Origin of the sequence: Brevundimonas sp. (assembly GCF_046299595.1) — a bacterium.
In the GTDB taxonomy this organism is placed as follows: Bacteria; Pseudomonadota; Alphaproteobacteria; order Caulobacterales; family Caulobacteraceae; genus Brevundimonas.
Genome location: NZ_JBKBHQ010000001.1, coordinates 1,716,687 through 1,735,702 on the forward strand (window position 1 = coordinate 1,716,687; position 19,016 = coordinate 1,735,702).

Genomic DNA, 19,016 nt, shown 5'->3' on the forward strand with positions numbered 1-19,016 from the left:
CTCTCCGGCTTAACTGCTAGGATGGGTGCGACCTTGAGGCGGATCTGTCAGTTGGCATGACAACAGCATGAGCCAAAGCGCTTTCCAGCAATCCTGAACCCGAGACTTCACGGCTTTTCATGTCCTCTGCGCCCCCATCCCTTTCGGCCCGGACAAGGGCCCGCCCCGCGGGCGGGCGCGAGGGCGAGGTGCGCGTCATGACGCGGCTGGCGGGCGCGCTGGGCGCCAGCCGGGTGGGCACCAGCGTGCTGCGCTCGAGCCTCTCGATCCGGCTTCTGGCGCTGACCAGCGCCTTTGCCGTGGCCGTGGCGGCGATCACGCTGGTGCAGTCGGCCACAGCCTTTCATGAGCGCTGGCTTCTGGATCGCATCCGCGCAGCCGAGATGGCCTCGGTCGGCGTCGAGGCCCTGCCCTACAACCTCGTCGAGGAAGACACCGCCCAGCAGCTGCTGGAGATCGGCGGGGTTTCGGCGGTGGTGGTCGGCGAGGAGGGGGTGCGGCGCCTGCTGCTGCGCGCGCCCGCCATGGCTCAGGCGCCGGACCTGATCGACTTTCAGACCACGGGCCTGGCCTCGCGGATGATCGACCCGTGGCGCACCCTGCTGGGCCCCGAGGGCCGGGTCTTGCGCGTCAAGGCCAGCCCGACCTATCGCTCTGGCGACTACATCGAGATTCTGGTGCCGGCCGCGCCGCTACGCGAGGATCTGGGCGCGCATCTGACCCGGATGCTGCTGATCTCGGCCCTGATCGCGCTGGGGGCCGGTGGCCTGCTCTATTTCGCCCTCAGCATCATGGTGCTGCGCCCGGTGCGCCGCCTCACCCAGTCCATCGCCCGCTTCCGCGCCGATCCCGAGGCAGAGCCCCATGCGGGCGAGGACGATGCCGTCAGGCTGCGCGAGGACGAAATCGGCCAGGTCGAGCGCGAGCTGTCGCGCATGCAGGCCGAGGTGCGCCGCGCCCTGCGCTCGCGCGCGCGTCTGGCGGCGCTGGGCGAGGCGGTGGCCAAGATCAATCACGACCTGCGCAACATGCTGACCTCGGCCCAGATGGCGTCAGAGCGCCTCGCCATGTCGGGCGATCCCGAGGTGATGCGGGCCCTGCCGCGTCTGGAGCGCGCGCTGGACCGGGCGCTGTCGCTGGCGCGCAACGTGCTCGAATACGGCAAGGCGGCAGAGCCGGAACCGGCCAAGCGCAAGCTCAGCCTCAACCACGCGGTCACGGCCGCCGCAGAGGACGCCGGGCTGATGGAGGGGGGCGTGCGCCTGATCCGCAAGATCGCGCCGCGCTATCGCGTCCATGCCGATCCCGAACAGCTGCACCGCATGCTGGTCAACCTGATGCGCAACGCCCGCGAGGCCATCGAGGCCGACGAGGCGCGCGAGGGGCGCGGCATCATCCGGCTGGAGGCGACCTGCATCAATGGTCAGGATCTGATCCGGGTGGCCGATGACGGGCCGGGCGTGCCCGAGCGCCTGCGCGAGCGCCTGTTCCAGCCCTTTTCCAGCACGCGGCGCGGAGGCACGGGGCTGGGGCTGGCCATTTCCTCGGAGCTGGCCAGCAATCATGGCGGCGAGCTGAGCCTGGTCGATACCGGCCCGCTGGGCACCATCTTCGAGCTGCGCCTGCCCAGCATTCCCCCCAGTCTTCCGGCCAGTCTTCCGACCAGTCTTCCCGAGAGCCCCGCACCGAAGGCGCCGCAGCCCGGCTCCGATCAGCGATAGAGCGCCACGCCCTCGCGCCTGCGGTCGGCCCCGCCGTCCCAGCGACCGTCGCGCCAGAGCCCCCCGTGCAGCCCCGAGTTCTCGGCCGTGTTGTCCCGCAGCGCCATGCCCGCCTGCGCCAGTGCCGCCCGCCGTGCAGGGGGAAACTGGCCGGTGTCCGCACCGACGCTGGCGCCGCGCACCACCAGATTGGGCAGGTCGATGGCCTCCTGCATGGACAGCCCCCACATCAAGGTGCCGATCAGGGCCTTGGCGTTGTAGGCGAGTATGGCATTGCCGCCGGGCGAGCCCATCAGGCCCACGAGACGGCCCTCGGCATCCAGCACGATCACGGGGCTCATGGACGATCGCGGACGTTTGCCCGGCGCAGGCGCATTGGCCAGCGGGCGGCCTTGCGCATCCGTGGGCGTGAAGGCGAAATCGGTGAGCTGGTTGTTCAGGAAGAACCCGCCCGCCATGCGGCCCGAGCCGAAGATGCTCTCGACCGTGGTGGTCATGCTGACCGCATTGCCCGCCGCATCGACCACGACGAAATGCGAGGTGCCGCGCGCCTCCACGGTGGTGTCGCGGCCCCGGCTGGCATGGGCCTCGCTGTGATGATCGGGGGGCGGATCGCCCGCTTCGGGCAGGGCGGCGTCGCGCCACAGGAGGCTGCGTTCCCGCACATAGTCGCGCGACAGAAGGCCCGTGACCGGCACGCGCACAAAGGCCGGATCGCCCACGAAGGCGTCACGGTCGGCATACATCAGGCGCTGCAAACGCCCGAACGCGATCCACGCCATATCGGAGTCGGGGCCATCGCGCAGTGCCTCGACCTGCTCGGCCATCAGCAGCAGCTGCAGCAGGGCCACGCCGCTGGAAGGCGGCGGCGGCACGCACACCACATAGACCCTCCAGGGGCGGCACACCGCCTCGCCCACGCGCGGCTCATAGGCGGCCAGATCGGCCATGGTGAGGGCGCCGGGGCGCGGCGCGCGTGCGGCACTGGCCACGATCGCTTCGGCCAGCGGTCCACGCAGCAGGCCGTCCGCCCCATGGCGGGCGATCAGGCGCAGGCTGTGGGCATAGGCTTCGTTGCGCAGCAGGTCTCCGGCCTGAAGGCGCGCGCCGTCGGCCCGCGAGAAATAGGCGCGCGCATCGTCTGTTCCGGCCTGGGGAGCCTGTCCGTTGATCATCCCGGCAAGGCGCGGGCTGACGATGAATCCTTCCGTGGCCAGACGCTCTGCATCCCCGAACAGGCTGGCCCACTCAAGGGTGCCGTGATCGTCATGGGCGCGTGCCAGCATGGCCACGGCACCGGGCACGCCCGTGGAGCGCCCGCTGAGCACCGCCTCGCGAAAGCCCAGCGGCTGGCCGTTCTCGATGAAGATGTCGGGGCGGGTGGCCGCAGGCGCGCTCTCTCGCCCGTCATAGGCCCGCACCAGCCGCGTGCGCGCATCATAATGCAGCAGAAAGGCTCCGCCGCCGAGGCCCGAGCTTTGCGGCTCCACCAGGCCCAGCACCGCCTGGATGGCCACCGCCGCATCCACCGCCGAGCCGCCCCGGCGCAGCACCGCCATGCCCGCCTCGGCCGCCAGCGGATTGGCGGCAGACACGAAGGGACCGGCGCGCCGGTCCTGCCTGGCAGGCACTGCGGCGCCGGGCTGAACAATGTCGGGCTGGGCAATGGCGATGTCCTGCGCGGGCCGTGGCTGGCACGCGGCGATGGCCAGACCCGCAACCACGGCAGCGGCCAGGGGCATGACCGGCCACGAGACCGGCCACGAGACCCGGGGCGCGATCGCGGCGCTCCTGACGGCTCTGGCAGCGCGGGCGAGGGCAGCGAGTGTCAGGGGGGTGGGCTTGGGCTTGGGCTTGGGGTCGGGCATGGCGGCGCGGGCTCGTGTGGCGGCGTGAGGCTCCCAGCCATTAGGGTGTCACAGGCCCCGGCGCAAAGGGGCACCCGCCCTGCGGTCACGAAAAGGGGGCAGGGTGCGAAAAACTGGGCTTGCATCGCGGCGCGTCCGGGGCTAGGTGTCCGGCCCTTCGCGGATCAAGACCGCGTGCGCGCCCGTAGCTCAGCTGGATAGAGCACCAGACTACGAATCTGGGGGTCAGAGGTTCGAATCCTTTCGGGCGCGCCATTTTCTTCCCCGATTATCTCCATGACATCCCGTGCGGCACGCCGTGGCCTATCCATGCCTGCCCATGCGTGCCTGCCCATGCTTGCCTGCTCGTGTGCGCTTGCGCTGAGCCATTTGCGCGGTGCGGGGCACACAATCTGATCGACGCGGGCGGGCGCGCCCGCTAAGGGCTCGCCATGGCGGGCATCGAGGCCTCGACACTGTTGATGGGCGGAGGCCTCGCAGGCGCATTTGCGGCTGCGCTGCTGCACGCGGGCCTGCCGACGCACTGGCTGCCCTTCGTGCTGGTCGGGCGCGGGCAGGGCTGGAGCGCGGCGCGCATTCTGGGCGTCACCGCCGTGGCCGCCACGGCCCATATCGCCTCCACAGCACTGATCGGCAGCCTGATCGCCCTGATCGGCGTGGCGCTCGATCACCTGATTGATGGTCTGCTGCCGATGCTGACCGCCGCCCTGCTGGCCGGTTTCGGGCTGGTCTATCTGTGGCGGGGCCTTGGCGCGCGCCGCAAGAGGCGGGTCGAGGCAGACGCGGGCGCAGGAGACAGGCCGGGGCCACGGCGCGTTTCGGATCTGGCCGCCATGGCCGGGCTGATCGGCATGATGGTGCTGTCGCCGGGCGAGGTGCTGCTGCCGCTCTATCTTCAGGCCGGGGCCGCCGGGGCGCAGGCCATCGTGCTGCTTACTGTGGCCCTGTGGCTGGGCACGCTGGCGGGCATGGTGGCTTTCACGGCCCTGGCACTGGGCGGGGTGTCGGCGCTGAGGCTGGAGCGGCTGGCTCGCCACGAAGCCCTGGTGCTGGGCGTGGCCCTGATTGCGCTGGCGGCATTTGTGCTGCTTCATCATCCGTGATGCACGCGCACTCCCACCATCATGGACACGGTCATGGGCATGGTCATGGACACCACGGGCATCACCATCATGGTGCGGGCGAGGTCGAGGGCTGGCGCTACGGCCTCGCGCTGATCGTCAATCTGGCCTTTGTGGCGATCGAGTTCACCTTCGGCTTCCTGACCGGATCGGCGGCGCTGCTGGCCGATGCGGGGCACAATCTGGCCGATGTGATGGGCCTAGCGCTGGCGGGTGGCGCGGCCTGGATGGCGCGCCTGTCGTCGAGCACGACCCGCACCTACGGCTTTGGCAAGGCGACCATTCTGGCGGCCCTGGCCAACGGCGTGCTGCTGGTGTTCGCCTGCGGCCTGATCGCCTCGGAGGCCGTGCACAGGCTGATGGAGCCGGTCCAGCCCGCCTCCGTCACCATCATGGTGGTCGCCGGCATCGGCTTCTTCATCAATCTGGGAACGGCGCTGCTGTTCCTCAAAGGCCGCCATGCGGACCTGAATGCGCGCGGTGCCTATCTGCACATGCTGGCCGACGCGGCCGTCTCGCTGGGCGTGGTGGTGGTGGGCGCGCTGATGCTGGTGACGGACTGGCGCTTCATCGACCCGGCGGTGGCGCTGGTGATCGTGGCGATCATTCTTGCGGGCACGTGGGGGCTGCTCAGGGACTCGTTCAATCTGGCGCTGGACGGAGTGCCTGCGGGGGTGGACGTGGTCCGGCTGCGCGCTGCGCTGAAGGCCGAGCGGGGCGTCAGCGAAGTGCACGACCTGCACGTCTGGGCGCTGTCCACGACACGCAACGCCATGAGCGTGCACATCCGAACGCATCCCGACAACCCGGAGGCCGATCAGGGCGCGGACCTGCTGGCACGGCTTCGATCGGTGGCGCAGTCGGGCTTTGGCATCCACCACGTCACCATCCAGATCGAGCCGGACGGGGCGCCGGGCGCACACGACTGCGCCCAGGACTGCTGAAGGCCACAACTGCTGAGGGCTTCGCCTTGCTCTTGCCGCCGATCGGGACCATCTAGCCAGCCCGACCCCTCACGGCCCGCCGAGACACCCATGACCTCCTCCGACACCCGCATCCCCGTCACCGTGCTGACCGGCTATCTGGGCGCAGGCAAGACGACCTTGCTCAATCGCATCCTCACCGGCGATCACGGCATGCGCTATGCGGTGATCGTCAACGAATTCGGCGAGATCGGCATCGACAACGACCTGGTCGTCGGCGCGGACGAGGACCTGTTCGAGATGAACAACGGCTGTGTCTGCTGCACGGTGCGCGGCGACCTGATCCGGGTGGTGGGTGGCCTGATGCGCAGGCAGAAGCTCGGCGAGCGCGCCTTTGACGGCATCATCGTCGAGACCACGGGCCTGGCCGATCCCGGCCCCGTCGCCCAGACCTTTCTGGTGGACGAGGAGGTGCGCGCCAAGACACGCCTCGATGGCGTGACCACCCTGGTCGATGCGCGTCATGTCATGGCGCGGCTGGATGATTCCGAACAGGCCCGCGCCCAGGTGGCCTTTGGCGATCTGCTGGTGGTCAACAAGACCGATCTGGTCAGCGAGGCCGAGCTTGAGGCGGTGGAGGCGCGCCTGCGTGGCCTCAACCCGCTGGCGCCGCTGATCCGCGCCGAGCGCGCGCAGGTGCCTCTGGATCAGGTGCTGGGGCGCGGGGGCTTTGATCTGACGCGCATGGGCGAGAGCGGCGACCGGCTGGCCAATCCGCCCCACGGTCATGCGGGCCATGTGCACGACGCGCTCTGTGAGCACGAGCACGGGCACGGGCATCATGAGCACGGGCATGAGCATGGCCATGGGACGGGTCCGCGCGGCCACGACCACGGCGATGACATCGCGGGCGTATCGGTGCAATCGGATCGCCCGCTGGACGGCACGCGCCTGACGCGCTGGCTCGATGCGCTGCTGGCCGAGCACGGGGCGGACATCCTGCGCGCCAAGGGCATCATCGACGTGGCGGGCGAAGAGCGCAGGCTGGTGTTTCAGGCCGTGCACATGATCCTGGAGGGCGACCTTCAGCGCCCGTGGCGTGACGGCGAGCCGCGCTACAGCCGCGCGGTCTTCATCGGGCGCAACCTCGACGAGGCCATGCTGCGCGACGGCTTTGCGGCCTGCGTCGCATGAGGCGTCATCATTTCCATTCCCCGGTGGTCGAGGCGATCTACGACAGCAAGGGTGCGATCTTCGCGCTGGGCTCGGGCGAGGTGGTGTTCGACAGCGGCGAGCGGGTTCTGGCCCACGGCGGCGCGGTGCTGTGCGCCTGTGCACACCCGTCGGGCGAGGGCATCGTCACGGGCGGGGATGACGGCGAGGTGATCTGGTCGCGCCGCGACGGGGCGCACAGCCTGCTGAGCCAGAGCGGGGCATGGTTCGATCAGATCGCCGCCGGTACCTCGGGGCTGATCGCGGTGGCGAGCGGGCGCAAGGTGAGCGTGCTCGATGCGCGCGATCCGCATTTCCGGCGCATTCTGGACCACGAGCGGCCCGTGCTGGCCCTGGCCTTCGATGCGTCCGGGCGCAGGCTGTTCACCGCTGCCAGCGGAGGGGTCAGCATCTGGTTCGCGCGCATCGAGAGCCAGACGCCGAAGCGTCTCGTTCATGCGGGCGCGCACCGCAGCATCAGCGTCTCGCCCGATGATCGCTTCGTCTTCACCGCCATGCACGACCAGCAGCTTCACGGCTGGCGATTGCAGGATGGGCGCGAGATGCGCATGGGCGGCTATCCGGGGCGCACGCGTACCATGAGCTATATGGAGCGGGGCCGCCGGCTGGCCACCTCGGGCGCGCGCGGGGTGGTGATCTGGCCGCTGGACGGCAAGAACGGGCCGATGGGCCGCGAGGCCAGCGAGATCGGCCACGAGATCGGCGAGCAGTCCGGTGCGCTGGTCGCCCTGGTGGACAGCGCCACCGATCACGGGCGCATCGTGGCGGGCCTGTCGAACGGTCTGGTGTGGTGGTCCGAGCCGCTGGCGGGCAAGATGGCCTTTGTCAGCGACGAGATGGATGCGGGCGTCACGGCCCTGGCCATGCGCGCGGACGGCTGCGAGGTCGCCGTGGGGCGCGAGGACGGTGTGGCCATGATCGAAGACATCGGGCAGGACTGAGCCATGGACACCCCCGCGTCAGGACCGGCCTCGCGCAGGCGGCTGCGCGCGGCCCTGATCGCAGCCGCCGTGCTGATGATGCTGCCCGTGGGCGGGGTGCTGGCGCACGGCGTCTTTCCGGTGCCGGTGACCTTGCTGATGGTGCAGAGAAGCTTGGAGGGCGAGGGCCTGGACTATCGCTGGCGCCCGCTGCGCGAGATCTCTCCGCGGCTGATCGAGGCGGTGATCGCCGCCGAGGACGCCAACTTCTGTGCGCACATGGGCTTCGACTTCGAGGCCATCGAGCAGGCCATGGCCGCCAATGCGCGCGGGCGCAGGCTGCGCGGGGCCTCCACCCTGAGCCAGCAGACGGCCAAGAACGTCTATCTGTGGCCGGGGCGCGGCTGGCTGCGCAAGGGGCTGGAGGCGGGCTACACAGGCCTGATCGAGGCGGTCTGGACCAAGGGGCGCGTCATGGAAGTCTATCTGAACGTCGCTGAATGGGGGCCGGGCGTCTATGGCGCCGAGGCGGCCGCGCGCCACTGGTTCGGCAAGTCGGCGAGCGACTTGAGCGCCAGCGAGGCCGCAAGGCTGGCGGCGATCCTGCCCAGCCCGCGCCGCTATCAGGCCGCATCGCCGGGGCCTTATGTCAGGCGCCGCGCCGCCCAGATTCAGGGCGCCATGGCCACGGTGCGCGAGCAGGGAATGAGCGCCTGCATCCGCCGCTGAGCGCTTTATTTCCGCATTAACCGCGCGCGCTGGCAGATCATTTACCGCGATCTGCCACGCTTCCTCACGCAGAGGTGGGCCGTGCGCCCGCCCGGACGATTTGCGCTGGGGATGAAGCATGAGGATCATTGAGCGTCTGGAGGCCGTGGCCGCAGGCTTGCGCCGGTTTGCCGGTGCCTTCCGCCTGTCGCGGGACGGCGGCGTGGCCATGATGTTCGCCATTGCCCTGCCGCCCCTGACCCTGATGGCCGTGGCGGGCGTGGACATCCACCGTGCCACAACGGTGCGCATGAACCTTCAGGATGCGCTCGATGCCGCCACCCTGGCGGCGGCGCGCTCGGGCGCGACCACCGATGACGAGATCGCGCGCATCGGCATGGCCACCTTGCGCGCCAACATGCAGGCCTTTCAGGGCGCAAGCCTGCTGGAGGGCCAGACCCAGTTCCGCCTGCTCGACGACGGCGTGGTCGTGGCGTCGAGCAAGGCGCGCGTGGACACGCTGGTGTCCAACATGTTCCTCGGCGATCTCATCAATGTGGGCGTGAACTCCGAGGTCATCCGCTCGTCCAAGAACCTCGAGGTGGCGCTGGTGCTCGACATCACCGGTTCCATGGCGGGCCAGCCCATCATCGACCTGCGCAACGCCGCCAGCGAGCTGGTGGACCTGGTCGTGCAGGACGTGCAGACGCCCTATTATTCGCGCATGTCCGTGGTGCCCTATTCCATGGGCGTCAATGTCGGAAACCTCGCCAACACGGCCCGCGGCACGCCCCCGCCCGCGCGCGGCATCACCAATGCCGTCTGGCACACCGGCAATGCGCGCAACATCAGCGCCATCACCCGCGCCTCGACCGTGACCATCACATCGAACGGTCACGGCTTCCAGAACGGCAACGTCGTGCACATCAGCGGCGTCAGCGGCATGACCCAGATCAACGGCCGCTATGGCGTGGTGACCAACCGCACCAACAACACCTTCCAGATTCAGGGCCTGAGCAGCTCGTCGTTCAGCAATTATTCCTCGGGCGGCACCATCCGCCAGTGCCTGCGCAGCGACTGCGCGGTCACCGTCACCTCGAACAGCCACGGCTTCCAGAACGGCAGCCCGGTGCACATCACCGCCCTGGCGGGGATGCCGGCGATCAACAACCAGACCTTCACCGTGCGCGAGCGGGCGGCCAACACCTTCGTGCTCGAAGGCTCCGATCCGGGCAATGGCGCGCTTTACAGCTCGGGCGGTCAGGCGTGGTGCGCGTCCTATGGCTGTCAGTATTTCGCCTTCACCACGGGCACGGGCAATCCCATGACCCTGCAGATCAGCTCGTGCGTGGCCGAGCGCACGGGTACCCATGCCTATCGCGACAGCCATCCGTCCACGGCTCTGGTCAGCGCCAACTATCCGACTTCGCCCAACCCATGTCCCACCCAGCAGCTCATGCCGCTGACCAGCAACCGCACCCAGCTTCGCAATCTGGTCACCAGCCTTCAGGCGGGCGGCTCGACCGCCGGTCAGATCGGTCTGGCGTGGGGCTGGTACACCGTCTCGCCGGTGTTCGGCACGATATTCTCGGGCGAGGGGCGTCCCGCCCCGCACGATCCGCTGGAGACCATGAAGGTGGTCATCCTGATGACCGACGGGGAGTTCAACACCGCCTATTGCAACGGCGTGGTCTCGCGCAGCTCGACCACCGGCAGCGGTGCTCTGGCGAACCAGATCAACTGCAATGCCACCAACGGCGGGGCCTTCACCCAGGCGAGAGCCCTTTGCAACGCCATGAAGCAGGACGGCATCATCCTCTACACCGTGGGCTTCAATGTGCTCGATATGCCGGAGGTGGGCGAGCTGATGCGCGACTGCGCCTCTTCGCCGGGCAACGTCTATATGCCCGAAGGTGGCACCAGCCTGCGCGAGGCCTTCCGCGCCATCGGCCGCGACATCTCCTCGCTGCGCATCGCGCGCTGAACCCTTTCTCCCGCGTGGCTGATCCCTGATCTCGGGCACGCACCTTGAGGCGTCGGTGTCGCAGCCGACGCCCTTTCTTTTGGCGGCCCCTTATCTTTTTACAGCCATGCGAAAACGGCCCGGAGGCGGGTCCGGGCCGTCTGGTTACAGTGCGTGGTGTCGGCGGCTTTTAGCCCGCTTCGCGCAGCGATCCCTCAAGGCCCTGCTCGCGCACCTTGCGATAGAGCGTCGAGCGGCCGATGCCGAGCCTGCGGGCGATCTCGGACATGTGCCCGGCATAGACCTCGATGGCGTGCTGGATCAGGTCGCGCTCGATGTCCTCAAGGGTGCGCAGGTGCCCGCGCGCGTCGAGAATCTGGACCGGAGCGGCGGGCATCTCGATGGCCGGTGCCGATGCGGGCGCGGGCAGGGCCTCTGCCGGCACCGGCATGGCCACGCCCGATATGGCCGGGAAGTCGTGCAGTTGCAGATAGGGCCCGTCGCTGAGCACGATGGCGCGATAGATGGCGTTCTCCAGCTGGCGCACATTGCCCGGCCAGTCGTGGGCCACCAGCATCTCCATGGTCTCCGGGGCCGCTCCGGCGACGCGCTTGCCTTCCTCGACGTTGAAGCGGCTGATGAAGTGCTGGACCAGGGCCGGAATGTCCTCGCGCCGCTCTCGAAGGGGCGGGGCCTCCAGCGGAAAGACGTTGAGGCGATAGAACAGATCCTCGCGGAAGCTGCCGTCCTTCACCCCCAGCGCCAGATCGCGGTTGGTGGCCGACACGATGCGCACGTCGATCTTCACGCTGCGGCGCGCACCCACGGGGTCGATCTCGCCTTCCTGAAGCACGCGCAGCAGCTTGACCTGCATCTCAAGGGGCAGCTCGCCCACCTCGTCGAGGAACAAGGTGCCCCCGTCCGCCTCGCGGAACTTGCCGGGGTGCTTGTCGGTGGCGCCGGTAAAGCTGCCCTTCTCGTGGCCGAACAGGATCGATTCCACCAGATTGGCGGGCAGGGCGCCGCAGTTGACGGCCACGAACGGCTTGCCGCGCCGGTCCGATGCGCCATGCAGGGCGCGCGCGATGACTTCCTTGCCCACGCCGCTCTCGCCCGTGATCAGCACCGGAATGTTCGATCCCGCCGCGCGCGTGCCCAAGGCCTTGAGCTGCATCATGGCGGGCGATGCGCCGACCAGATCATCGAAGCTGGTGCGCCCCGAGACGTGCTTTTTCAGGCGGTCGACCTCGCCGGCCAGATCGCCCATCTCGAGGGCGTTGCGGATCGAGACCAGAATGCGCTCGGCGCTGGCGGGCTTGATGAAGAAGTCGCGTGCCCCGGCCTGCATGGCCCGCACCACGGTGTCGATGCCGCCGGTCGCCGTCAGCACGATCACGGGCGTGCGCAGGCCGCGCGCGCGCATCTGGCCAAGGGTTTCCATGCCCGACAGGCCGGGCATGTTGAGATCGAGCAGCACCACGTCGATGGCCGCACCGCCCGAAAGCTGGTCGAGCGCGCTCTGGCCGTTTTCGGCATGGATGACGCCGAAGCCCTCGCGCTCGAGCACGGACTGCACCAGTCGGTGGATCGTGGGGTCGTCGTCGACCACCAGCACGTTTCTGGCCATGAAAGCCGGTCTCCATCACCATCTGGCCGGCCTCGCCGCCGGGCAGGGACCGGGTGCGGGCAGGCTCGTTTCGGCACAAACCTAGCCGCAAGGGCGTGAAGATCGGGTTTAAGGGGTGCACCGATCAGATGCGCAACTTGCGCCGCGCGCCATCCGACCCCACACCTTGAGACCATGAACGCACCCTTTCGCACCAAAGCCGCCCTGCCGCAGTGGGATCTTTCCGAGCTTTATGCCTCACTGGACGATCCGCGCATCGAGGCGGATCTGGCCCGCGCGGGCGAGCAGGCGCAGGCCTTTTCGGCCAGGGCGGGCACCCTGGTGCCACTGGCGGGCGAGCCGGCAAGGCTTGGCGAGACGCTCGATGCCCTGATCGGGGACTATGAGGCCCTGACCGACGCGCTGGGGCGCGTGGCGGCCTATGCGGGACTGATGGCGGCTGCGAACCGGCTGGATGGGCGCCGCGTCGCCTTCGAGGCCGATGTGCGCGCACGCATCGGCCAGATGGCGGCCCTGACGGTCTGGCTGGGGCCAGAGATCAACCGCCTCAGCGACGGGGCGCTGGAGGCGGCGGCGCGGGCTCACGCACCGCTCTTGCGCTGGCGGCCCTGGCTCGATCAGGTGCGCGCTCGCCGCGCTCACGAGCTGTCGGACGAGATGGAGCGCTTCCTTGCCGAGCGCAGCGCCATTGCCGCCCAGTGGCCGCGACTGTTCGACGAGACGCTCGCCGCCCTCAAGGTCGGCCCCGAAGGCCGCTCGCTCAGCGAGGCGCTGAACGACCTGAGCGATCTGCGCAGCTCGGTGCGCAAGGCCAGTGCGGGACATCTGTCGAAGGTGCTGGCGGACAAGGCACCCGTGCTGGCGCTGTGTCTGAACACGGTCATTCAGGAAAAGGCGCTGGAGGATCGCTGGCGCGGCTTTTCCGATCCGGCCGCCTCGCGCCATCTGGACAACCGGGTCGATCCCGAAGCGGTCGAGGCCATGGTCGAGGCCGTGCGCGCGTCCGCCCCGGCGATCTCGCACCGCTATTACCGGCTCAAGGCGCGCGCCATGGGCCGCAGCCAGCTCGATCACTGGGACCGCAACGCGCCTCTGACGGCCAAGGCCCCGCGCAGCTATGACTGGGACGAGGGCCGCGAGATCGTGCTGCACAGCTTCGCGCGCCTCGGCCAGCCCTTCGAGGCCATCGCGCGCAGCTTCTTCGAGAACGGCTGGATCGATGCCGCGCCCAGACCCGGCAAGCAGGCCGGGGCCTTTGCGCACCCCGTGGTGGCCAGCAGCCATCCCTATATCTTCATGAACTGGATGGGCGAGCGGCGCGACGTGCTGACCCTGGCGCACGAGCTGGGCCACGGCGTGCATCAGGAACTGGCGCGCAGCCAGGGCACCTTGCTGTCCCAGACGCCGCTCACCCTGGCCGAGACGGCCTCGATCTTTGCCGAGGGCCTGACGTTCGAGCACCTGCTGGAGCACGCGCCCGCTGCCGAACAGCGGGGCCTGCTGGCCTCGCGCATCGAGGACGGCCTCAACACCGTGGTGCGCCAGATCGCCTTTCACAGCTTCGAGGCGCGCGTGCACGCGCAGCGGGCCGAAGGTGAGGTGAGCGCGGACGCCCTGGGGCGCATCTGGTGCGAGGTGATGGGCGAGAGCCTTGGCCCGGCCGTGCGGCTGAACCCCGGCTACGAGGTTTACTGGGCCTATGTGCCCCATTTCGTGCACACGCCTTTCTATGTTTATGCCTATGCGTTCGGCGACCTGCTGGTGGCCAGCCTGATGGAGCGGCGTGCGGCCGATCCCGAGGGCTTTGCACCGCTGTATCGCGATCTGCTGGGCGCGGGCGGGGCGAAGGGCTATGTCGAGGCGCTGGCGCCCTTCGGCCTTGACCCGCGCGAGCCGTCCTTCTGGGCCACGGGGCTGAAGCGGCTGGAGCGGCTGGTGGACGCCTTCGAGGCGCAGGTGGGTGGCTGAGCCCTGCGACAGTGAGGACGTGAGCACAGATCAGCGGTGACTTGAGCGGCGCGCGCGGATCGCTATAGTCCGCGCGCAATTGCACCGGATGAACGGAGATCGGCCCATGGCTGGCGGAACCCCCAACGACTATGAGCGCGGCAGCATGGAGATCGGCGAGCAGTCCTCGACCTGGTCGCTGTTCATGCTCATGACCAAGTGGGGCTCGCTGGCGGTCGCGGTGGGCGTGCTGTTCCTCGTGCTGTGGTTCATGCCGCAGGGCAGCTTCCTGACGGCGCTGGTGGTATCGGTGGTGGCGCTGGCGCTGGGGATCTTCTTCCTGCGCGAGAAGCCTGCCGCGCACTGAGGCACCGCCTCGGACAGCTGCGTTGTGACCGGCTGCGAGGCGTGTCGCGCACTCTTGTTGTCCACCGGTGTCATCAGAGCCTTTGACGACTCTTTGCGAAACATCCTAACGTCCTCGCTCAAGGCCCTGAGGGAGGATGCGCGTGTCTGTCGTGATCGCCGTAAGCCGTGAGCGCCGCGACGGCGAGACCCGCGTGGCGGCAACGCCGGCCTCGGTCAAGATTTTGAAAGGTCTGGGCGCGCGGGTGCTGGTCGAGACCGGGGCGGGGCTGTCGTCCTCCATTCCCGATGCGGACTATGAGGCCGCCGGTGCCGAGATCGCTGCCGATACCGCGCGCGCGCTCGGCCCTGCGGACATACTGCTCAAGGTGCGCGGGCCGGCGGCGCAGGAGATCAGCGCGCTGAAGCCTGGCACCGTGGTCATCGGCCTGCTCGATGCCTGGCGCGAGAAGGACACGCTGAAGTCCCTCGCCAGTGCAGGGCTCAGCGCCATCGCCATGGAGTTCGTGCCGCGCATCACCCGCGCGCAGGCGATGGATGCGCTGTCCTCCCAGGCCAATCTGGCCGGATATCGCGCCGTGATCGAGGCCGCGCACCTTTATGGCCGGGGCTTTCCCATGATGATGACGGCGGCGGGCACGGTGGCGGCGGCCAAGGTGTTCGTCATGGGCGCAGGCGTGGCGGGGCTTCAGGCCATCGCCACGGCGAGGCGTCTGGGCGCGGTGGTCACGGCCACGGACGTGCGCCCGGCCGCCAAGGAGCAGGTCGAGAGCCTCGGGGCCAAGTTCATCGCGGTCGAGGACGAGGAGTTCAGGGCCGCAGAGACGGCGGCGGGCTATGCCAGGCCCATGTCGGCGGAATATCAGGCCAGGCAGGCCGAGCTGACCGCCAGCCACATCACCAAGCAGGACGTGGTCATCACCACGGCGCTGATCCCCGGCCGCCCCGCGCCGCGACTGGTCAGCGCCGCCCACATCGGCACCATGAAGCCCGGCGCCGTGCTGATTGATCTGGCGGTCGAGAGCGGCGGCAATGTGGAGGGCTCGCGCCCCGATCAGGTCGTGACCACGCCCGGCGGGGTGATGATCGCGGGCTTTTCCAACCTGCCGGGCCGGATCGCGGCGGACGCCTCGGCGCTCTATGCGCGCAATCTGGCGGCGCTGGCGGGCCTGCTGGTGCGCGATGGGGCAGTGCAGCTTGATCGCGAGGACGAGATCATCGGGGCCAGCCTGATCACCCACGGCGGGCAGATCGTGCACGAGGGGCTCAAGTGATGGTTCTCTGGATGATCGCCCATGCATTTTTTGCGATGGGACCAAAAGAAACGTTGAACTGTCTTGGGCCGGGCGACCTGATCTCAGGGGAGTACCGCTTTGTTGAGTCTTCTCATCCTAACGGAACTTACATTCGCAGCGGATTTCTTCGGACGCTGCGCCCGTTTTGTGTAGAGGGCTCGTCCCCAGAAACCGGTGAGATTTTTCAGGTCGAAGGGCGCTGGATTCAGGTGAGTTGGGCCGACGATGAAACTGACCGTCCTTATGCGGGCGATATGGTCGAGATCGAAGCGGATTGCTTTGAGCCGATTTCGGCATGGCACTTGGGCGACATCGTCTGCATTGACGCGCGTCTGATTTCGATCAGGTAGTGATGAGGGTTCACTGAAATGGAAGCCGTCGATCCCACGATCTTTCGCCTGGCCATCTTCGTGCTGGCCATCTTTGTCGGCTACTACGTCGTCTGGTCGGTGACACCGGCGCTGCACACGCCGCTGATGAGCGTCACCAACGCCATTTCCTCGGTCATCATCGTGGGCGGCCTGATCGCGGCGGCAGCGGCAGCGGGTGCGGCCGAAGGGCCGAACGCCTGGATCGCCAAGGCCGCCGGCGTGGCCGCCGTGACCATGGCCAGCGTCAACATCTTCGGGGGCTTTCTGGTGACGCGGCGGATGCTGGCCATGTATCGCCGCAAACCCAAGGCATGATCCGATCCCGCCCGCCCGCACCGGCCCTGCCGCCTTTCAACCCTCATGAGCTTCGCGTTTGACCTCGATTGCCGCCCTTGCCGAGCCCGTTTCCTGGATCGCCACCGGTCTGGGCGTGGGCCTGTGGCTGTGGGCCTGGTTCGGCGAGAAGAACCCCATTGGGCGCATGCGTTTTCAGGACGCGGGCATGGTGCTGGTGTTCGGGGCCATCTTGCTGCGCATCACCTTGCAGGACCGCAGCATGAACGTGTTCGACTGGGTGCTGGTGGTGCTTGGCCCCATCTTCATCGCCGCCGCCCTGTTCCGCCTGTCGCGCACCAGTGCGGGCAGGCCGCCTTCCGATCCAACCCAGACACGCTGAAATCCCAGACACGCTGAAATCCCAGACACGCTTAAATCCATGACCGACAAAGCCGCCGTTTCCCATCTGTATCGCCGTCTCGTCCCTGTTGCCCTTGCCGCTACGGCCCTGGCTGCCTCCGCCCTGCCTGCGACGGGGCAGGCCAGCCGCGAGATCTCGGCGCGGGCCTATGAGGGGATGTTCTTCCATGTGGCTGCGCCTCAGGGCGCAAGCTGGTCGCTGGACTGCCGCTTCCGGCCCGTGACCGTGCGCGGGGCGACCTACAACACCTTTCAGCTCAGCGGGCAGGGCGGTCAGGGCGGGCGCCTGCCGTCCAACGATGCGCGCTGTGCCCTGACCAAGACCGGCGGCAGTGGTCCTATCGGTCTGGCCATCGTGCGCGACGGCCAGCCCCATGCGGCGGGCACCAACAGCACCACCGAGCCCGCGCGCGTGAATCTGTTCTGACGGGCCGTTGTCAAGTCCGGCGCCGCTGCGGCCGCGCCGATCCGAATGAGGGGGAGTGAAGCATGAATGCCTCGATCGCGGCGCTGGCCTATCTGGCCTCGGGCGTGCTGTTCATCCTCTCGCTGAGAGGCCTGTCGAGCCCCGAGACCAGCCGCCGGGGCAATCTGATGGGCATGATCGGCATGGCCCTGGCCGTGGCCGTCACCCTGGCGACCCTGGGCGCATCGGGCGTGCTCGATCCGGTGACGCTCGGCCTGATCGGCGGCGGGGTCGTGGTGGGCGGCGGCATCGGCGCGCTGATCGCGGGGCGGGTGCGCATGGAGTCCATGCCCCAGCTGGTGGCCGCCTTTCACTCGCTGGTGGGTCTGGCGGCGTGCTGCGTGGCCATCGGAGCGGTCTATGCGCCTGAAGCGTTCGGCATCGGCAACGGGCTGGGGGGCATCAAGACCCTCTCCATCGTCGAGCTGGCGCTGGGTGTGGCCATCGGTGCCATTACCTTCACCGGATCGGTGATCGCGTTTGCCAAGCTGGACGGGCGCATGTCGGGCGCGCCCATCCTGCTGCCCGCGCGCCACGCCATCAACATCGCCATCGCCCTTGGCATCGTGCTGATGATCGGGGTGATGATCGGATCGGAAGGCACGGCGACCTGGGCCTTCTGGGGCGTGTTCATCCTGGCGCTGGTGCTGGGCGCGACCCTGATCATTCCCATCGGCGGGGCGGACATGCCCGTGGTGGTGTCCATGCTGAACAGCTATTCGGGCTGGGCGGCGGCGGCGCTGGGCTTCACTCTGGAGAACATCGCCCTGATCATCACCGGCGCCCTGGTGGGCAGCTCGGGCGCGATCCTCAGCTACATCATGTGCAAGGGCATGAACCGCAGCTTCATCAGCGTCATCCTCGGCGGCTTTGGCGGCGAGGTGGCCGCAGGCGGGGGCACCGCAGAGACGCGCCCCGTCAAGCAGGGCTCGGCCGAAGATGCCGCCTTCATCCTGAAGAACGCCTCCAAGGTCATCATCGTGCCCGGCTATGGCATGGCGGTCGCCCAGGCCCAGCACGCCCTGCGCGAGATGGCCGACACCCTTAAGAAGGAGGGCGTCGAGGTGAAATACGCCATTCACCCCGTGGCCGGGCGGATGCCGGGGCACATGAACGTGCTGCTGGCCGAGGCCAATGTGCCCTATGACGAGGTGTTCGAGCTGGAGGACATCAACGCCGAGTTCTCGAGCTGTGACGTGGCCTTCGTGATCGGGGCCAATGACGTGACCAACCCCTCGGCCAAGACCGACCCGCAGTCGCCCATCTATGGCATGCCGGTGCTGGACGTGGAAAAGGCCGGCACGGTGCTGTTCGTCAAGCGCTCCATGGGCTCGGGCTATGCGGGCGTGGAGAACGAGCTGTTCTTCCGCGACAACACCATGATGCTGTTCGCGGACGCCAAGAAGATGGTCGAGGGCATCGTAAAGGGGCTTTAGGGGCCTCGGCGAGGTTGCTGTTTTCCGGTGCAGGCCTCACGCCGCCTGGGCGAGGCGGCCCGGCGACCAGTGATCAGGGCCGGGGCGCGGGGCGTGGAACTCGTCCCACAGCGCGTCCTCCTCGTCATAGCGACGGCTGCTGGCGTCTATCACGTCCACGACCTGTTCCTCCAGCCGGTCCCAGATGACCGCCAGATCCTCGCAGCCCGCCGCCTCGCACGGCACGATCAGATAGCGGCTGCGGGCGATGCTCTGGTGGGGGGAAAAGGCGCTGGCCATGTCGGGCTCCGTTCGGATCATTCCTTGCTGGCAAGCCGGGCGCTTGCCGATGATGCGAACCTATGACACCATTGCG

At 68.4% G+C, this 19,016-nt stretch carries 18 protein-coding genes and 1 tRNA gene; 16 read left to right on the top strand and 3 right to left on the bottom strand.

Annotated elements, in window-relative coordinates; genetic code table 11:
- Nucleotides 1-119: 119 nt before the first annotated feature.
- Nucleotides 120-1,721 carry a sensor histidine kinase gene (locus tag ACK4E3_RS08425; RefSeq protein WP_409699119.1) on the top strand — a complete coding sequence of 534 codons (1,602 nt, stop codon included), beginning with the start codon at nucleotides 120-122 and terminating at the stop codon, nucleotides 1,719-1,721.
- On the opposite strand, the gene ACK4E3_RS08430 is transcribed toward ACK4E3_RS08425, so the two are convergent.
- Entirely contained in the window at nucleotides 1,712-3,463 is a 1,752-nt protein-coding gene (locus ACK4E3_RS08430) for a gamma-glutamyltransferase family protein (protein WP_409701190.1), read from the bottom strand. The genes ACK4E3_RS08425 and ACK4E3_RS08430 overlap by 10 nt on opposite strands.
- A gap of 304 nt (nucleotides 3,464-3,767) precedes the next feature.
- Here ACK4E3_RS08430 and ACK4E3_RS08435 point away from each other — a divergent pair.
- The 7 genes from ACK4E3_RS08435 to ACK4E3_RS08465 all read left to right on the top strand — a co-directional run bounded on the left by ACK4E3_RS08435 (nucleotide 3,768) and on the right by ACK4E3_RS08465 (nucleotide 10,478).
- Nucleotides 3,768-3,844 (top strand) — tRNA-Arg (locus ACK4E3_RS08435).
- A 176-nt stretch (nucleotides 3,845-4,020) separates the two neighbouring features.
- The gene (locus tag ACK4E3_RS08440) at nucleotides 4,021-4,692 is read left to right on the top strand and encodes a hypothetical protein (protein WP_409699122.1); all 672 of its coding nucleotides are present in this window, start codon (nucleotides 4,021-4,023) and stop codon (nucleotides 4,690-4,692) included.
- Entirely contained in the window at nucleotides 4,692-5,654 is a 963-nt protein-coding gene (locus tag ACK4E3_RS08445) for a cation diffusion facilitator family transporter (RefSeq protein WP_409699125.1), read from the top strand. Before ACK4E3_RS08440 ends, ACK4E3_RS08445 begins: the two co-directional genes overlap by 1 nt.
- A 90-nt stretch (nucleotides 5,655-5,744) precedes the next feature.
- Complete coding sequence (locus ACK4E3_RS08450; protein ID WP_409699128.1) at nucleotides 5,745-6,827, top strand: CobW family GTP-binding protein; 1,083 nt, start codon at nucleotides 5,745-5,747, stop codon at nucleotides 6,825-6,827.
- A complete protein-coding gene (locus ACK4E3_RS08455; RefSeq protein ID WP_409699131.1) occupies nucleotides 6,824-7,807 on the top strand; it encodes a WD40 repeat domain-containing protein in 984 nt (327 codons plus the stop codon). The genes ACK4E3_RS08450 and ACK4E3_RS08455 overlap by 4 nt, the downstream gene beginning before the upstream one ends.
- Nucleotides 7,808-7,810: 3 nt before the next feature.
- Nucleotides 7,811-8,515: a monofunctional biosynthetic peptidoglycan transglycosylase gene (gene mtgA / locus ACK4E3_RS08460; RefSeq protein WP_409699134.1), complete on the top strand. Its 705-nt coding sequence runs from the start codon at nucleotides 7,811-7,813 to the stop codon at nucleotides 8,513-8,515.
- Between the two features lie 118 nt (nucleotides 8,516-8,633).
- Nucleotides 8,634-10,478, top strand: coding sequence for a ubiquitin-activating E1 FCCH domain-containing protein (locus tag ACK4E3_RS08465; RefSeq protein WP_409699137.1), 1,845 nt, complete (start codon nucleotides 8,634-8,636; stop codon nucleotides 10,476-10,478).
- 169 nt (nucleotides 10,479-10,647) lie between these two features.
- On the opposite strand, the gene ACK4E3_RS08470 is transcribed toward ACK4E3_RS08465, so the two are convergent.
- Nucleotides 10,648-12,084, bottom strand: coding sequence for a sigma-54-dependent transcriptional regulator (locus tag ACK4E3_RS08470; protein ID WP_409699140.1), 1,437 nt, complete (start codon nucleotides 12,082-12,084; stop codon nucleotides 10,648-10,650).
- A gap of 174 nt (nucleotides 12,085-12,258) precedes the next feature.
- Here ACK4E3_RS08470 and ACK4E3_RS08475 point away from each other — a divergent pair, with 174 nt between their 5' ends.
- The 8 genes from ACK4E3_RS08475 to ACK4E3_RS08510 all read left to right on the top strand — a co-directional run bounded on the left by ACK4E3_RS08475 (nucleotide 12,259) and on the right by ACK4E3_RS08510 (nucleotide 18,661).
- Nucleotides 12,259-14,052: a M3 family oligoendopeptidase gene (locus ACK4E3_RS08475; protein WP_409699143.1), complete on the top strand. Its 1,794-nt coding sequence runs from the start codon at nucleotides 12,259-12,261 to the stop codon at nucleotides 14,050-14,052.
- A 106-nt stretch (nucleotides 14,053-14,158) separates the two neighbouring features.
- The gene (locus tag ACK4E3_RS08480) at nucleotides 14,159-14,398 is read left to right on the top strand and encodes an aa3-type cytochrome c oxidase subunit IV (protein ID WP_409699145.1); all 240 of its coding nucleotides are present in this window, start codon (nucleotides 14,159-14,161) and stop codon (nucleotides 14,396-14,398) included.
- A gap of 136 nt (nucleotides 14,399-14,534) precedes the next feature.
- Nucleotides 14,535-15,671: a Re/Si-specific NAD(P)(+) transhydrogenase subunit alpha gene (locus ACK4E3_RS08485; RefSeq protein WP_409699148.1), complete on the top strand. Its 1,137-nt coding sequence runs from the start codon at nucleotides 14,535-14,537 to the stop codon at nucleotides 15,669-15,671.
- The gene (locus ACK4E3_RS08490) at nucleotides 15,671-16,042 is read left to right on the top strand and encodes a hypothetical protein (RefSeq protein ID WP_409699151.1); all 372 of its coding nucleotides are present in this window, start codon (nucleotides 15,671-15,673) and stop codon (nucleotides 16,040-16,042) included. The genes ACK4E3_RS08485 and ACK4E3_RS08490 overlap by 1 nt, the downstream gene beginning before the upstream one ends.
- An 18-nt stretch (nucleotides 16,043-16,060) precedes the next feature.
- A complete protein-coding gene (locus ACK4E3_RS08495; RefSeq protein ID WP_409699154.1) occupies nucleotides 16,061-16,378 on the top strand; it encodes an NAD(P) transhydrogenase subunit alpha in 318 nt (105 codons plus the stop codon).
- A gap of 58 nt (nucleotides 16,379-16,436) precedes the next feature.
- Nucleotides 16,437-16,739, top strand: a complete 303-nt coding sequence (locus tag ACK4E3_RS08500) for a hypothetical protein (protein ID WP_409699157.1) — start codon at nucleotides 16,437-16,439, stop codon at nucleotides 16,737-16,739.
- A 39-nt stretch (nucleotides 16,740-16,778) separates the two neighbouring features.
- Entirely contained in the window at nucleotides 16,779-17,186 is a 408-nt protein-coding gene (locus tag ACK4E3_RS08505; RefSeq protein WP_409699159.1) for a hypothetical protein, read from the top strand.
- Between the two features lie 62 nt (nucleotides 17,187-17,248).
- Nucleotides 17,249-18,661 carry an NAD(P)(+) transhydrogenase (Re/Si-specific) subunit beta gene (locus ACK4E3_RS08510; protein WP_409699162.1) on the top strand — a complete coding sequence of 471 codons (1,413 nt, stop codon included), beginning with the start codon at nucleotides 17,249-17,251 and terminating at the stop codon, nucleotides 18,659-18,661.
- Between the two features lie 36 nt (nucleotides 18,662-18,697).
- On the opposite strand, the gene ACK4E3_RS08515 is transcribed toward ACK4E3_RS08510, so the two are convergent.
- Nucleotides 18,698-18,940 (bottom strand): hypothetical protein, encoded by a 243-nt coding sequence (locus tag ACK4E3_RS08515; RefSeq protein ID WP_409699165.1) that lies wholly within the window; start codon nucleotides 18,938-18,940, stop codon nucleotides 18,698-18,700.
- Nucleotides 18,941-19,016 lie beyond the last annotated feature (76 nt).